We start from the raw sequence: 14,285 nt of genomic DNA, 5'->3' as shown, positions 1-14,285 counted from the left end.
GGGGTGGTGCTGGCGCAATGGCCCGCGGTGGCGGCCACGCGCTGGCGCGCGGTGTTCGTGGCGGCGGGCTTTCCGGTGTCGGCCGTGGTGACGGGGCTGGAAAAGGCTGGCGTGGCCGGCATGATGGCGCCCGGCTCCTGGGTATGGCTGCTGCCGCTCGGCCTGCTGCTGCTGGCCTATCCGGTGCGTGCCTGGCGTGATGCACCGCTGTTTCCCACCCCGGCAGGCGCCTTGGACGAGCTGCCCCGCCATGCGCCTTTGACGCCGGGTGCGCGTGTGCTCGATGCCGGCTGTGGCTTGGGCGATGGCCTGCGCGCGCTGCGCCAGGCCTATCCGCAGGTGGAGCTGCATGGCACCGAATGGAGCTGGCCATGGGCCCTGGCCTCCCGGCTGCGCTGCCCCTGGGCGCGCGTGCGCCGGGGCGACATGTGGGCCCAACCCTGGGACGGCTTCGATCTGGTCTACCTGTTCCAGCGCCCTGAATCCATGCCCCAGGCCATCGACAAGGCCCGGCGGGAGCTGAAGGCCGGCGCCTGGCTGGTGAGCCTGGAGTTCGAGGCGCCGGGCCTGGCGCCGCATGCCCGCATCGACTTGACCCCAACGCGAAGTGTCTGGGTGTACCAGCTACACTGATCCTGTATGTCTGCCTTCACCTCCGAGGATTTCCGGGCCGCGCTGGGCCAGTTCGCCACCGGCGTCACCATCGTGACCACGATGGATGATGAGGGCCGCAAGGCCGGGCTCACGGCCAATTCGTTCAACTCGGTGTCGCTGTCGCCGCCGCTGGTGCTGTGGAGCCTGTCGAAGACGTCGGGCTCGCTCGCGGCGATGAGCGCGTCCAAGACCTATGCCATCAATGTGCTGGCGGCCGATCAGCGGGTGCTGGCGGAGCGGTTTGCGCGCAAGGGCATCGATCGTTTCGAGGGTGTGGCCTGGCGGCAGGGGTTCAGCCGGGCGCCGTTGATTGACGGCGCTGTGGCGAGTTTCGAGTGCACCAACCGCAGTCAGCATGAGGCGGGGGACCACGTGATTTTCGTGGGGGAGGTGACGCACTGTGCGCGTCGGGTGGGGGCTGTACCGCTGGTGTTCCATGGCGGGCGGTTCTTCACGGGGCTGGCGCTTTAGCGCTGATTTTCTCCGCTCCATTGTTTCGTTGATATTGCGTTTCTGGCCTTTGGCTTGGGCTTGGCGTGCGGGTGGCCTGGGCGCTTTGTCGTTGCAGCGCGCATGGTTCATCTGACTGGCCGCATCTGTTTGAACGCAGCGGCCGAAGGTCGTGGAGTGAGTTGTGCGGCCCCACCTCGTTGTGAGCAGCGCAGGGGAGTCACGCCTTTTGGCGTGACCGCCAACAAAGAAGCCCAGCCGGCTGCCCCCACATCCCGCGCTCCGCGTTGCAACGACAAAGCGCTCAAACCGACGAACGCCCAGAAGAAGCAACACAGCACGCGAAAAATGCGCAACAGCCTCAACCAGCCTCCGCCTCCTGCGGACTGAACGAATCCAGCAGCTTGAGCAGCCGCGCCACATCCAGCGGCTTCGTCAGGTAATCCAGGAACCCGCGCTCCTTCGCCGCCCGCAACTGATCCGGCATCACATCCGCCGACAGCGCCACCTTCGGCAGCCCCATCGTGTGCGCATGCTGCGCCAGCGTGTCCGCTACGTCCAGCCCCGTCATGTCACCCAGGTGCATGTCCAGCAGCAGCAGATCCGGCGGCGAGGCCATGGCCATCTCGATCGCCTCCGCACCGCTCAAGGCGACATCCAGATGCCAGTTCGGCCGCATGCGCATCACCTGGCGCACCAGTTCCACATTGACCACGTTGTCCTCGGCGTAGAGCACCGTGAGGTTGTCCTCAAGCTCGCCGCCCAGCGCTGCCAGCTCACCGAAGCCGCTGCGCGGCCCGTTGCGCTGCTCCTGCGCGCGCACCGGACTGGCCGCCCAGGGCAGCACCACACGGAACACCGAGCCCTGGCCTTGCACGCTGCTGACCTCGATGCGGCCATGCATCAATGCCGCCAGGCGCTGCACGATCACCAGCCCGATGCCCGTGCCCTCGACACCGGTGCGCTCGGCACCCAGGCGGTTGAAGGGTTCGAACAGATGGGCCTGCTGCTCCGGGCTCAGGCCCATGCCGGTGTCGTGGATGGCGATCATCACGTGCGGCTTGAGCACCTGCACCTCGACGCGCACCTGCCCCTCGGGGCGGTTGTACTTGATCGCGTTGCTCAGCAGGTTGACCAGGATCTGGCGCAGGCGCAGCGGGTCGGCTTTGACGTGCAGATCAGGGTCGATGGGGGTCTGCAGCAGCAGCACGCCCTGTTGCTGGGCCTGCGTGCCGACCATGGTGGCGGCCTCGCGCACTACATCGGCCACGGAGAGCGACTCGAGCGACAGCGGCAGGCTGCCCGCTTCGATGCGCGACAGGTCGAGCACATCCGTCAGCATGGCCAGCAGGTGGGCGCCGGCCTGCTCGATGTGCCGCACCTTCTGCTTCTGCGCATCGTGCAGCGGCTGGCGCGGATCGACCCGCAGCAGCTGAGCGAAACCCAGCATGGCGTTGAGCGGTGTGCGCAGCTCGTGGCTCATGCGCGAGAGGAACTCGGTCTTGGCCTTGCTGGCACGCTCGGCCGCCTGCGCGCTCAGGATGGCCTCCTGGTAGCGGCGGCGCTCGGAGATGTCTTCGATGACGGAGACGAAATGGCTGGGCCGCCCGGCGTCATCGCGCGCCAGCACGGCATTGAGCTGCACCCACACGTGGCCACCGCTGGGGCACAGGTAGCGCTTTTCCATCGTGTAGCGGTCCTGGTGGCCCTGCAAGGTGGCCTCCAGCAACGCGGTGTGCACGGTCAGGTCGTCGCTGTGGGTGAAGTCCTGCACGCACAGGCCCAGCAGCTCGTGGCGGCTGCGCTGGCAGATGTCGGCGAAGCGCTGGTTCACGTCCAGCAACTGGCCATCGGCGGCCACGCGGGCAATGCCCACGCCGGCGGTTTCGAAGATCTGCTGGTAGTAGGCCTCGCTGCGCTTGAGGGTGTCCTGGGCCACGGTGCGGGCCTCGACGGCCTCGCGCCGGCCGCGCTCGAGTTCAACCGCACCGACGATGCTGGCCAGCATGTCGACGGCGGGCTGCAGCACCTGCGCCAGGGTGTCGTCGAAGCCGCCTTCGCGGTTGGCCAGGCCCAGCATGCCCACCAGCGTGCCGCCGTGCACCAGGGGCAGGCCCAGAAAGTTCTGCAGCGGCGGGTAGCCCGGCGGCGTGTGGCTGCCGCCCGGCGGATCCTTCGGCGGCTGGTGGCAGATCAGGGTGGTGCCGGTGGACAGCACGCGGCCGAACACGGTGTCCACGTCACGGAACACCAGGCGGGCGGGCTCCACAGGGCGGATCAGCGAGGCCGAGGCACTGGCTGACCAATCGATGCTTTGCAGCGTGAACACCTGCACATGCGCGGTGTCCTGGCCGTCCACGGGCAGGCCGATGAAGCCCAGCGCGCTGCCGGTGTAGGCCAGCAGGTCGGGCAGCAGGGTCTCGAAGATGTCGGTCGATGACGCGCCCCGCACGTAGCCTGCACTGAGTTGTTGGACCAGCTCTGACAGGGATGGGGGGGGTACTGCAGGGGGGGTACTCGGCATGTCGATCGGACCGAAGCAGCCCACCCCCTTTCATGCGCGATGTTGTGGCGCATGCCTCTCCTTATGGCCGCTGGACGGGGTGGTGCGTCCCTCAGCTCGTTCTACTGTCGCACAACTCGGGGGTTGACAACAAGCCGTACACCATCTGTTTCATGTGCATTTCAGCAGGATTCAGGCCACGGCCATGGGGTGTCCGTTCTCCTGGGCCTGATGGCCGCCTTGGTCGGTGCCATTGACCATCACGACACGGTCGCGCCCGCCATTCTTGGCGGCGTACAGGGCCCGGTCGGCCCGCTCGATACAGCTGTGCAGCGGCTCGCTCAGGGCGTAATCCGTGAGGCCGGCCGAGAAGGTGGGCTTCAGGTCAGGCAGGTTCGCGGCGAGTTGAACATTGCGCAGGTGGTCGCGCAGGCGCTCCAGGCCGATGGCGGCGGCGCCCGGCTGCGTATCGTTGAGCAGCACCAGGAACTCTTCGCCACCCCAGCGCGCGACCACGTCGGTCTCGCGCATCACGGTGGCGGCGGCCTGCGCGAAGTTGCGCAGCACCTCGTCGCCCACGTTGTGGCCGTAGGTGTCGTTGATGCGCTTGAAGAAGTCGATGTCGATGATGGCCAGGCAGAAGCGGTGGTGGCCCGAGCGGTTCAGGCGCTTTTGGTGCTGGTTGAGCACGTCCATCATGTGGCGGCGGTTGTACAGGCCGGTGAGCTCGTCACGCGTGGCCAGTACCTGGATGCGGTTGAGCGCCTGCGTGAGCTCTTCCTTCTGGTTCTGCAGCTTGGCGCGCAGGTTGGAGAGCTGTGCCGCGAGCGACGAGATGGTCGGCACGATGGCGGCCACCAGCACGAAGTGCGCGATCTCCAGGTGGATGGGGTAGTGCACCGCCTCGGACTGCGATTTGATCAGCATGGTCAGGCCCATCAGCAGCACGGTGTAGATGCCGGCCAGCTTGGCGTCGGGTGCCTTCATGTTGAAGATGCCGAACACCAGCACCAGGGCCAGCAGCATCAGCGTGGAGCCGTGCACGGGCCCGGTCACCGCATAGGCGCCGGCGATCACGGTGAGGGCCGACAGGATCTGCGGCAGCGTGAGGGCCGGGTCGGCGAAGCGCTGGTTGATGCCCGAGCGCAGCACGCCGTACCAGAACAGCACGTTCAGAACGATCAGCCCCGAGAGCAGGATGGCATCGCTCCAGTGCATGAAGCCGATGATGCAGGCATACCCTTGCAGGCCGATGCAGATGAGGTAGACACTGGCAGCCATCAGCGAGCGGTAGATCCGCAGTCGCTGCCGGGGCTCGGTGCCCAGGATCAGGTCGCCGGTGCGCTTGATGAGGGACGATGTCATGGGGTCCTTCCTGTCTCAGACTGACGCGGCGATGGCGCACATCATCAGCCGCTGTTCGGGATTTCGGCAGAAATGATCGAAGCTGTAGATCTCCGTCACGTTTCAAATCTCTTGAACAGACCGGTCAAGCCCATGCAACCTTGCCGACCGGGTTTGCACTAACCTAGCAGTCATCGTGTCCCCACACAGGAACCCCGCCATGAGCCGGCCCTCATCGAAGCGCTATACACGCACCGCCATGTTGCTGCATTGGGTGCTGGCCGTGCTCATCCTCGGGACCTTCGCGGTGGGCCTGTATGTGTCGGATTTGCCGTTTTCGCTGCGCAAGTTGCAGATGATCAATTGGCACAAATGGGCCGGTGTGACGATCCTGGTGCTGTCGGTGGCGCGGCTGCTGTGGCGCGTGACGCACCGGCCTCCGGGTTTGCCCGCGGCCATCGACCTGGCCATGCCGGGTTGGCAGAAGGCGGCCTACCACGCCACCCACCACCTGCTGTACCTGCTGTTCTTCGTTGTGCCGATGGCCGGCTGGCTCTACAGCTCGGCCAAGGGTTTTCCGGTGGTGTGGTTCGGCGTGCTGCATCTGCCTGATCTAGTGGCCAAGAACGATGAACTGGCCAAGCTGCTGTGGACCGTGCACGAGTGGTCCGCCTATGCCCTGATCGCCCTGGTGGCCCTGCACGTGGCCGCCGCCCTCAAACACCATGTCGTGGACCGGGATGGCCTGCTCGAACGCATGCTGCCCGGCCGTGGATGACCGATGATGCAACGCCTCAAAAGGAGAAGCACGTGATTCGCAAGTACGCTCAAGCCCGCGCCCCGCGCCTGTCCGAACCCTCGTCTGGCCAGCGTGCGCGCTACGCCCTGGCCGCCCTGGCCCTGGCTGGCGGCGCCCTGGTGGCCCTGAGCCTTCAGCCTGCCCAGGCCGCCACGCCCGCCGCTGCGGCGGCGCCGGCCGCGGCCAAGCTGCTGCCCGCTGGCAGCGAAGTCACCTTCACCGCCAAGCAACTGGGTGTGCCGCTGGACGGCCGCTTCAAGCGCTTCGACGCGCAGATCGCGCTGGACCCCAAGCAGCCGCAGACCGGCAAGGTGGTGTTCGCTGTCGAACTGGGCAGCGTGGCCATCAATGCCGACACCGATGCCGAACTGGCCAAGAACTTGTGGTTCGACTCGGGCAAGTTCCCCAAGGCCACCTTCACGTCCACGGCCATCAAGGGCCTGGGCGGCGGCCGCTTCGAGGCCACCGGCACGCTCAACATCAAGGGCCAGGCCAAGCCACTGGTGGTGCCTGTCACCCTGACTCAAGCAGGTGGCGTGACCACCGCCACGGGCAGCTTCGCGCTCAAGCGCCTGGATTTCAAGATCGGTGAAGGCGAATGGTCCGACACCTCCGTGGTGGCCAATGACGTGCAGGTGCGCTTCAAGCTGCAACTGCACGGCCTGGGCCCGCTGTGATGCCGGGCCCGCTCCCGACGATTTGCCCGCTGTTCTTTTGACCCGTCCCCGACAACGCTTTTCCCTCGTTCAACCAGGAGCCTCTACATGAAACGCACCCCGATCCTGTCCGCCTTGTCCGCCACCGTGCTGGCCGCTGCCTTCGGTGCCGCCCAGGCCGCCCCCGCGACCTACGCGCTCGACCCGACCCACACCTTCGTGACCTTCGAGGCCAAGCACTTCGGCACCTCCACCAACCGTGGCCGCTTCGACAAGAAGAGCGGCTCCGTCACGCTGGACAAGGAAGCCAAGACCGGCAAGGCCGAGATCACCATCGAGACTGGCTCCATCAACTCCGGCACCGGCGCCTTCGACGGCCACCTCAAGGGCAAGGACTTCTTCAACGCCGAAGCCCATCCCACGGCCACCTTCGTGGGTGACCAGTTCAAGTTCGATGGCGACAAGGTGTCCGAGGTCGCCGGCAAGCTGACGCTGCTGGGCAAGACCAAGCCGGTCACGCTCAAGGCCAGCAACTTCAACTGCTACCAGAACCCCATGCTCAAGCGCGAGGTCTGCGGTGGTGATTTCGAGACCACCATCAAGCGCAGCGAGTACGGCATGACCTACGGCCTGCCCGGCATCCCCGACGACATCAAGCTGGTCATCCAGGTCGAAGCCGTCAAGCAGTAAGCCGAAGTCCCCAGATCCCGGCTCAGGCCGTGACCTGCTGGCGGGGGTGCAGGTGTCTGACCAGCACCGCCAGCAGCTCTTCCTGACGGAAGGGCTTGGCCAGGTGATCGTCCATGCCGGCCGCGGCGCAACGCCGGCGGTCCTGCGGCATGGCATTGGCCGTGAGCGCGATCACCGGCACATTGGGGCTGCCGATCGAGTCCTCGTGGGCGCGCAGGCGCCGCGTGGTCTCGACCCCGTCGAGCACGGGCATCTGGCAGTCCATCAACACCAGGTCGAAATCATGCGGCCCCGGCACCAGCAGGTCCAGGGCCTGCTGGCCGTCGCTCACCAAGGTCACGTCCAGGCCCAGCTGGCTCATGCCGGCCTGCGCCACCAGGGCGTTGACGGGGTTGTCCTCCACCAGCAGCACGCGGCCCTGCAGTGACTGGGGCAGCGGTGCGGGCTGGGGCGCGGAGGTGTCTGCCGGCTCTTGGGCCGCGGGCTGCTTGCCGCCCGCAGGGTGGGCAGCAGCGGGCGAGATGGGTTCGCGCGTGGTGTCCATGACCGCGGCCGTCGAGGGCTGGGTGTCGATGTCGTCGTGCGTGGCCGAGGAGGGGGCGCTGGTCCAGTTGCTCAGCACCTGGGGCTTGGCATCCGGTGCGGCGCTGCGCAACGGCACGCCCAGCGTGAACAGCGAGCCCTTGCCCGGGGCGCTCTGGCAGGTGATGTCGCCGCCCATGGCCCGGGCGATCTCGCGCGAGATGGTCAGGCCCAGGCCGGTGCCTTGGTGGCGCCGCCCGAAGCTGTTGTCCAGCTGCTGGAAGGCCTCGAAGATGCGGTCGATCTGGTCGGGCGGGATGCCCACGCCGGTGTCGGCGATCTCGAAGCCGATGCGCAGCTGGGTGGAGTCGTCACCCGCAGGGCCGGGGATGGGCGGCGGGCCGTTGCCATCGGCGGCCGGACGGCGGGCCACGGTCAGGCGCACCTCGCCGGTGTCGGTGAACTTGATGGCATTGCCCAGCAGGTTGTAGAGCACCTGGCGCAGCCGGGCCGCGTCACCCTCGACCAGACAGGGGCGGGGTAGGCGCACGTCCTCGATCAGCGGCAGGCCCTTGCCCGCGGCCGTGACGCGCGACAGGGCCAGCACATCGTCGAGCACATGGCGCAGGTCGAACACGCTGTGGTCGATGGCCAGCTTGCCGGCCTCGATGCGGGAGAAATCGAGCACGTCGCTGATCAGCGAGAGCAGGTGCTCGCCCGAGCGCTGGACCAGGGCCGCGTGCTGGCGCGCATCGCCCAGCACCCCGGGCTTGGGCGGCAGGCGCTGCTGGATCAGCTGCGACAGGCCCAGGATGCCGTGCAGCGGCGTGCGCATCTCGTGGCTCATGGTGGCCAGGAATTGGTCTTTCACGGCGCTGTGGCGCTGGGCCAGCTTGAGCGCATCGGCGCGTTCCTGGGCGATGCGGTCGGTGGTGAAGCGCAGCCACAGCAGCTCGCTGATGCGGCGCTCGGCGCGACGGCTCTCGCTGAGCATGACGATGCCCAGGCTGAGGATGCCGACGGCGCCGAACAGGCCATAGGTGTCCATGCGTGTGAGCAGCATCAGCGCGGCCGGCAGCATCAGCGGGATGTTCATGGCCGCGTTGGGCGCCACGTGGGCCTGCAGCGCGAAGGTGGAGATGGAGCAGGCGCCGATCAGCGTGGCCACGACCACCGCCACGATGACCATGTCCTGCACCGGCATCAGCAGGATGCCGGCCAGGCCCCAGCAGGTGCCGTGCACGGCGCAGGCCATCACGAAGTTGCGCAGCCAGCGGGGATCGTCGCGGTCCTTGGAGCGGCGGTAGGCGCGGTCGTTGACCAGGCGCACCGTGCCGGCCATCAGGCACAGGGCGGCCCAGATCAGCGCGGGCGTCCAGCCGACGGAGGGGCCCATGATCACGGCCAGGGCCACGGAGAACACGGAGCTCATGCCCACCATCAGGGCCGTGGGGGCGTACAGCATCCGCACCCGTTCGGCGTTGATCAGGTGGGCCAACTGGGGGTCATCGGGCGACAGCCGCGACGAGGGATGGAACAGGGACATGAAGCGGTGAGCGACATCTCGGGATGTCGCTCAGGTATCGGCGAAAACGCGGGTCGCTTGAATCCGGGGTGTCCCCAGGGCGCGGACGAAAGACGCTGCGCCCCTCAGGGCATGTTCAGTCGCTCGCACACCCGGGTGGTAGCCAGCTGAAAAGCCTGGAAATGCAGCCCGACCTGGCCCGCCACGGGCTCGAGCTCGGCCCACACGGCCTGCGGGTTGGCGGCACGGGCCGGGTCCAGCAGCAGGGCGTCGATGGCGGCGCCGATGGTGAGCAACTGGCGCACGGTGGGGCGCTCGTACGTCCATTGGCTGGGGGCCTGGGTGCGGCTGCGCACGCCGTCGGCCACCTCGCGTGAGAGGCCCCAGGCCTTGCACAGCGCGGCACCGAAGGCGGCATGGCTCACGCCGAAGGTTTCGATCTCCAGCGCGCTGAGTTCGGCCTCGTTGGGCGGCGATTTGGTGTGGGCGGCGTAGACGGCGGCGTCGTAGGCGATCAGCACCGCGCGGCCGGTTTCGGCGAACAGGCCCATGGTGTGGGCCAGCCACGGATCGACATCGAGCTGGCGGGCGACACGGCCCATGGCCAGGCCCCGGATGCCGGCGCGGTCCCACAGCTGCTGCAGCAGCGGCGTGGGCGGGAAGGCGCCCCGCAGCCCGATCTCGTACGTGAGGCCAGCCACCTGCGCCATGCCCAGGTAGCGGATGGCCTCGTGCACGGTCTCGACCCGCTTGAGCAGCCCGAACAGGGCCGAGTTGACGGTGCGCACCACGGCCGAGGCCAGTGCCATGTCGGTCTCGATCAGGGCTGCGATCTGGGCCATGGAGCTGTCCTCATCGGCCATCATCAACGACAGCTTGACCAGCGTGGCGGGGCACGCGGGCAGGTCGATGTTCAGCTCCCGCAGTTTTGGGTCGATGCTCATGAGGGCAGTCTAATTTGTTCCGCGCCGTTTTCAAATATGAAAAAGGCGGGACTTGCCCGCCTTGTGTTGAACGCGCTGCAGAGATCAGGCTGCGTCGGCTTCAGGGTCGTTGCTGCTGGCCGCGGTGTGGCTGGGCGGCGTGAGCACGACAGTGCGGAAGGCCGCGGCGCGGGTGGCCGAGGTGCGCAGGCCTTGCTGACGGCGGTACTCGCTGGGCGGCACGCCCTTCCAGCGGCGGAAGGCCTCGATGAAGGTGGTCACGTCCGCATAGCCCAGGCGCTGGGCGATCTCGGCGTGCGTCAGGCGCGCGTTGGCCATCAGCTCAGTGGCCAGCGTGCTGCGGACCTCTTCGAGCAGGGCGCGGAAGGTGGCGCCTTCGGCCGTGAGGTGGCGGCGCAGCGTGCGCGAGGTCATGTGCATCTCGGCGGAGATCTCCTCCATGTCCGGGATGTGGCCAGGCGTGCGCAGCAGGCGGTCGCGCACGGCGGCGGCGACGCCGGTGCGGCTGCTGCGGGCCTCGACCAGCTTGCGGCACATCTCTTCGCACAGGCGGGCCGTGTGGGGCTCGGCCTGGGGCAGCGGCTCGTTCATGAGGGCTGCCGGGAAGATGCTGCGGTGCTGGGCGCTGCCGAAGGTGGGACGGATGCCGGTCCATTCGGAATAGCGCGCGACCATGACCGGGTCCGGCTCGTGGTGCTTCATCTCGAAGGCCGTGTAGCTCAGCGGGCGGCCCAGGATCTCGCGCTGCAGCAGGGTGATGGCGGCGCGGTCACGGTCGATGATGAACTGGCGCACATCGGGCGGCAGGTGCTCGTCCATGTGCGTGATGATGATCTGGTCACCCTCTTGCACGGCGATGTTGCGCGTGAGCGAGAAGGTCTGGTTGAGCATGCGCCGCGTCAGGTGGATCGCGTCGCCCAGCGTGGGGCTGCTCAGCACGGCGTAGCCCCACAGACCGTAGACGGTCAGGTGGTAGCGCTGGCCGGCTTCCAGGCCGAGTTCGGGCGGGTGGCCCAGGCTGGCGAGCAGGTTGCGGATCAGCTGGATCTCCTGCGTGGCCTCGATTTCGGCCTTGGCATCGTCGAGCATCGGGCGGGTGATGCCGGTTTGATGCAGCAGGGATTCCAGGGAGGCACCTTTGTCGAGGCCCAATTGGACGAGGACGCGGGCGGTGGCGATACCACGGCGGAAATCCCACGGAGGCAGCTTGTGACTGGTGGACATGTACTTCCTTGTCTGGCCAGGAGGTCTTGGATTTCAAGGGGTGAAGCGTCTGGCACAGCTTCCATTCATTATGTCCGTAAACAAAAAAAGGGTGTCCGGATTCGAGTCCTAAACCGGCAAGTTTGCTTGGTCTTTATTGCTGATCCGTGTAATTTTTGTGCAAACGTAATGCTTGGGGGCTGTCCGCTTGCCTGTTGCGGCGCACTTTTTCGGGGCAGCGCGGGGCGGGGTCTGGCTGGGCGCCTTGTTGGCGACAACATTGAAGCCCAGACAGACACTGCTCCTGCCCCCGCCTTGCGCTCCCCCGACAAAGCGCTCAACCACCGAAGAACCTACCGAACAAGCGTCCTATTTCCGAACGATCGCCAAGCCCTTGAGGTATTCCCCCTCCGGGTAGTTGATCGTGGTGGGATGGTCAGGCGAGGCCTCCAGCCGCTTGATCAGATAGCCATCGACATAGGCATCCATCCCCGCGCCCGCCACGATCTTGTGGAACAGCTCCGCCCCGATCCCGCCCGAGCAGGAATAGGTCATCAGCAGCCCACCCGGCTCCAACAGCTTGAACGCCAGTCGGTTGATGTCCTTGTAGGCGCGCGACGCCCGGTCCGCATGCGCCGCGCTCGGCGCGAACTTGGGCGGATCCAGGATGATCGCGTCGAAGCGCCGGCCATCCTTGATGAACTGCCGCAGCGCCCCGTTCACGTCGGCATCCAGCGCCTCATGGCGCGATGCGTCAAAACCATTGAGCGTGATGTGCGCGCTGGCGCGGGCCAGCGCCGGCCCCGACGAATCCACGCTGGTCACGTGCTCGGCGCCACCGGCCAGCGCCGCCACGCTGAAGCCACCCGTGTAGCTGTAGCAGTTCAGCGCCGTCTTCAGGCCCATCTGGCGCACCAGGTCGGCGAAGAGCTTGCGGTTGTCGCGCTGGTCCAGGTAGTAGCCGGTCTTGTGGCCCTCGGCCACGTCCAGCGTCAGGCGCCAGCCGTGTTCGCGGATGGTCACCTCGGTGGAAGGCGCGCCGCTGGCGGGTGTGCGCAGCCAACCGGTCACGGGCTCCAGGCCTTCCATCTGGCGCACGCCGGAATCCGAGCGCTCGTACAGGGCCTGGCAGCCGGTGGCCGCGACCAGCGCGTCGGCGATGGCTTGCTTGAAGCGCTCGGTGCCGGCGCTCAGGAACTGGGCGGACAGCAGATCGCCGTAGCGGTCCACGATCAGGCCGGGCAGGCCGTCGGCCTCGCCGTGGATCAGGCGCACGCCGTCGCTGTCGATGCCCAGGCGGCCGCGCAGGACCACGGCGGCTTCGATGCGGCGGGTGAAGAAGGCTTCATCGATGCGCTCGGCTTCGTCGAATGTCCAGGCGCGCACGCGGATCTGTGAGCTGGGGCTGAAGGCGGCCCAGGCCAGGAAGCGGCCGTCTGCCGATTCGACGCGCACGGTCTCGCCCGGATCGGCCTTGCCTTTGGCGACGGAGCCCTGGAAGACCCAGGGGTGGCGACGCAGCAGGGAGCGTTCCTTGCCGTCGCGCAGGGTGATGGTTTTCATGGGCTTGATTGTCGCCGCTGGCGCAGGCCGTGTCGGTCATCGCCGACAGCGCTATCGGCGTTTGCCCACTGGTTGTGCGGTGCAGCAAGGGCTATCTTGCGGGCAAGGTCGGCCAAGATGCCGCACTGCAGCAAATCTGCAAGGGCTGGGGCCGCTCAGAGGCCAGGGCTTGTGATCGCCACGGCGAGCAAGGAGACGGACATGTTCCCGAGAACGACAAGGTGGTTGCCAGCCATGATGTTCCTGGCGGGCGGTTTGGCGGCCTGTGACCGGCACGCGCCGCAGCGGGTGGCTGCGGTAGACGATGGTGCCCCGCCCAGCCTGGACCTGGCCATCGCCCGGGTGGACGAGGCCGGCCTGCGCCTGACCGATGGCCGCCGCCAGGATGCGGTCGAGATGCAGGCCTCGATGCAGGATGCCGCCATCGCGGCGCGGGTGAACGCGGCGATGATGTCCGATGCGCAGTTGAGCGGTTCGCGCATCGAGGTGAGCGTGCAGCAGGGCGCGGTCACCCTGCGGGGCAGCGTGCCCGATGCCCTCGCGATCGCTCGGGCGGCCGAGCTGGCCAGCGGGGTCGAGGGGGTGACCAGCGTGGTCAACGAACTCAAGGTGTCGACGACCTGATCACGCTTGATGTGAGCGCCTACTTCTTCTTGGCGCGAGGATGTGCCGCATCATAGGCCTTGGCCAGGTGCTGGAAATCCAGCCGTGTGTAGACCTGGGTGGTGGTGATGTGGGCGTGGCCCAGCAGCTCCTGCACACCGCGCAGATCGCTGCTCGATTGCAGCAGGTGGCTGGCAAAGCTGTGGCGCAGCATGTGCGGGTGCACATGGGTGGGCAGGCCGGCGCGCTGGGTGATCAGCTTGAGCCGGTTGCGCAGCTGAGGCGCCGTGAGGCGCGTGCCCAGGCGGCCGATGAAGAGGGCGGTTTCACCGGGCGCGGCCAGCGTGTCGCGCACCGCCAGCCACGCCTGCAGGGCCTGAAGGGCCGGGGCCCCCGCGGGCACGCTGCGGCGTTTGCGCCCCTTGCCCCGCACGTGCAGTTCACCGGCCGGGGCATCGATCCAGCCCACGGCCTGCGGGTGGGCTTGCACGTCCAGGCTCAGCAGTTCGGCGCTGCGCAGGCCGCTGCCATAGAGCAGTTCGACCATGCAGTGGTCGCGCGCGGCCAGCCAGGGGGCTTCGCGCTGGTCGCGTGTCGAGGCGGTGTCGGGCAGCTCGGGCGCGCTGGCGCTGGTGTCGGCCAGGGCCACGGCATCGTCCACCGACAGGGCCTTGGGCAGGGGGCGGGCGGCCTTGGGGGCCTTGAGGCCATCGACCGGGTTGAGCTTGACGACGCCCTCGCGCCCCAGCCAGCGGAACAGGCCGCGCCAGGCCGAGAGCATCAGCGCCAGGCTGCGCGGGCCCAGGCCGCCGGCGTGCAGGCGGGCGGT

Annotated in this window: 14 protein-coding genes; 7 read left to right on the top strand and 7 right to left on the bottom strand. The window is 67.6% G+C overall.

Annotation, left to right across the window (positions count from 1 at the left end):
* Nucleotides 1-633 (top strand): class I SAM-dependent methyltransferase (locus WAQ08_RS01415; protein WP_422188854.1); only part of this gene is annotated, 633 nt, incomplete at its 5' end.
* 6 nt (nucleotides 634-639) lie between these two features.
* Nucleotides 640-1,125 carry a flavin reductase family protein gene (locus WAQ08_RS01410; protein WP_422188853.1) on the top strand — a complete coding sequence of 162 codons (486 nt, stop codon included), beginning with the start codon at nucleotides 640-642 and terminating at the stop codon, nucleotides 1,123-1,125.
* Nucleotides 1,126-1,465: 340 nt separating this feature from the next.
* Here the strand turns inward: WAQ08_RS01410 and WAQ08_RS01405 are convergent, their stop codons facing one another.
* Nucleotides 1,466-3,628: an ATP-binding protein gene (locus tag WAQ08_RS01405; RefSeq protein ID WP_422188852.1), complete on the bottom strand. Its 2,163-nt coding sequence runs from the start codon at nucleotides 3,626-3,628 to the stop codon at nucleotides 1,466-1,468.
* A 171-nt stretch (nucleotides 3,629-3,799) separates the two neighbouring features.
* Nucleotides 3,800-4,972, bottom strand: a complete 1,173-nt coding sequence (locus tag WAQ08_RS01400) for a GGDEF domain-containing protein (RefSeq protein ID WP_422188851.1) — start codon at nucleotides 4,970-4,972, stop codon at nucleotides 3,800-3,802.
* 199 nt (nucleotides 4,973-5,171) lie between these two features.
* Between WAQ08_RS01400 and WAQ08_RS01395 the strand changes: the two genes are divergently transcribed.
* From WAQ08_RS01395 to WAQ08_RS01385, 3 genes are all read left to right on the top strand, one after another.
* A complete protein-coding gene (locus WAQ08_RS01395) occupies nucleotides 5,172-5,729 on the top strand; it encodes a cytochrome b (protein ID WP_422188850.1) in 558 nt (185 codons plus the stop codon).
* A 122-nt stretch (nucleotides 5,730-5,851) separates the two neighbouring features.
* The gene (locus WAQ08_RS01390) at nucleotides 5,852-6,427 is read left to right on the top strand and encodes a YceI family protein (RefSeq protein ID WP_422188855.1); all 576 of its coding nucleotides are present in this window, start codon (nucleotides 5,852-5,854) and stop codon (nucleotides 6,425-6,427) included.
* Nucleotides 6,428-6,514: 87 nt separating this feature from the next.
* On the top strand, nucleotides 6,515-7,096 hold the full coding sequence (locus WAQ08_RS01385; RefSeq protein WP_422188849.1) for a YceI family protein: 582 nt from the start codon (nucleotides 6,515-6,517) through the stop codon (nucleotides 7,094-7,096).
* Nucleotides 7,097-7,118: 22 nt separating this feature from the next.
* Here WAQ08_RS01385 and WAQ08_RS01380 read toward each other — a convergent pair whose 3' ends face one another.
* The 4 genes from WAQ08_RS01380 to WAQ08_RS01365 form a co-directional block, all read right to left on the bottom strand.
* Nucleotides 7,119-9,164, bottom strand: a complete 2,046-nt coding sequence (locus WAQ08_RS01380; protein WP_422188848.1) for an ATP-binding protein — start codon at nucleotides 9,162-9,164, stop codon at nucleotides 7,119-7,121.
* Nucleotides 9,165-9,268: 104 nt separating this feature from the next.
* Nucleotides 9,269-10,087 carry an HDOD domain-containing protein gene (locus WAQ08_RS01375; RefSeq protein WP_422188847.1) on the bottom strand — a complete coding sequence of 273 codons (819 nt, stop codon included), beginning with the start codon at nucleotides 10,085-10,087 and terminating at the stop codon, nucleotides 9,269-9,271.
* An 84-nt stretch (nucleotides 10,088-10,171) separates the two neighbouring features.
* Nucleotides 10,172-11,311: an AraC family transcriptional regulator gene (locus WAQ08_RS01370; RefSeq protein WP_422188846.1), complete on the bottom strand. Its 1,140-nt coding sequence runs from the start codon at nucleotides 11,309-11,311 to the stop codon at nucleotides 10,172-10,174.
* 348 nt (nucleotides 11,312-11,659) lie between these two features.
* On the bottom strand, nucleotides 11,660-12,853 hold the full coding sequence (locus tag WAQ08_RS01365; protein WP_422188845.1) for a class I SAM-dependent rRNA methyltransferase: 1,194 nt from the start codon (nucleotides 12,851-12,853) through the stop codon (nucleotides 11,660-11,662).
* 29 nt (nucleotides 12,854-12,882) lie between these two features.
* Here WAQ08_RS01365 and WAQ08_RS01360 point away from each other — a divergent pair, with 29 nt between their 5' ends.
* Both WAQ08_RS01360 and WAQ08_RS01355 read left to right on the top strand, forming a co-directional pair.
* Nucleotides 12,883-13,122, top strand: a complete 240-nt coding sequence (locus WAQ08_RS01360) for a hypothetical protein (protein WP_422188844.1) — start codon at nucleotides 12,883-12,885, stop codon at nucleotides 13,120-13,122.
* Entirely contained in the window at nucleotides 13,088-13,477 is a 390-nt protein-coding gene (locus tag WAQ08_RS01355; protein ID WP_422188843.1) for a BON domain-containing protein, read from the top strand. Before WAQ08_RS01360 ends, WAQ08_RS01355 begins: the two co-directional genes overlap by 35 nt.
* Before the next feature lie 19 nt (nucleotides 13,478-13,496).
* Here the strand turns inward: WAQ08_RS01355 and WAQ08_RS01350 are convergent.
* The coding region (locus WAQ08_RS01350) for a tyrosine recombinase XerC (protein ID WP_422188842.1) at nucleotides 13,497-14,285 on the bottom strand (789 nt) is incomplete at its 5' end.

It is taken from the genome of Aquabacterium sp., from assembly GCF_049274795.1.
GTDB lineage: Bacteria > Pseudomonadota > Gammaproteobacteria > Burkholderiales > Burkholderiaceae_C > Aquabacterium.
The sequence above is the reverse complement of the archived record's forward strand: the minus strand, read 5'-3'. Positions and strand labels throughout refer to the sequence as shown.

Excerpts from the sequence above, each read along its gene's own strand:
- WAQ08_RS01410 (WP_422188853.1), top strand. The coding sequence starts at position 640 with ATGTCTGCCTTCACCTCCGAGGATTTCCGGGCCGCGCTGGGCCAGTTC.
- WAQ08_RS01405 (WP_422188852.1), bottom strand. The coding sequence starts at position 3,628 with ATGCCGAGTACCCCCCCTGCAGTACCCCCCCCATCCCTGTCAGAGCTG.
- WAQ08_RS01400 (WP_422188851.1), bottom strand. The coding sequence starts at position 4,972 with ATGACATCGTCCCTCATCAAGCGCACCGGCGACCTGATCCTGGGCACC.
- WAQ08_RS01395 (WP_422188850.1), top strand. The coding sequence starts at position 5,172 with ATGAGCCGGCCCTCATCGAAGCGCTATACACGCACCGCCATGTTGCTG.
- WAQ08_RS01385 (WP_422188849.1), top strand. The coding sequence starts at position 6,515 with ATGAAACGCACCCCGATCCTGTCCGCCTTGTCCGCCACCGTGCTGGCC.
- WAQ08_RS01380 (WP_422188848.1), bottom strand. The coding sequence starts at position 9,164 with ATGTCCCTGTTCCATCCCTCGTCGCGGCTGTCGCCCGATGACCCCCAG.
- WAQ08_RS01375 (WP_422188847.1), bottom strand. The coding sequence starts at position 10,087 with ATGAGCATCGACCCAAAACTGCGGGAGCTGAACATCGACCTGCCCGCG.
- WAQ08_RS01370 (WP_422188846.1), bottom strand. The coding sequence starts at position 11,311 with ATGTCCACCAGTCACAAGCTGCCTCCGTGGGATTTCCGCCGTGGTATC.
- WAQ08_RS01365 (WP_422188845.1), bottom strand. The coding sequence starts at position 12,853 with ATGAAAACCATCACCCTGCGCGACGGCAAGGAACGCTCCCTGCTGCGT.
- WAQ08_RS01355 (WP_422188843.1), top strand. The coding sequence starts at position 13,088 with ATGATGTTCCTGGCGGGCGGTTTGGCGGCCTGTGACCGGCACGCGCCG.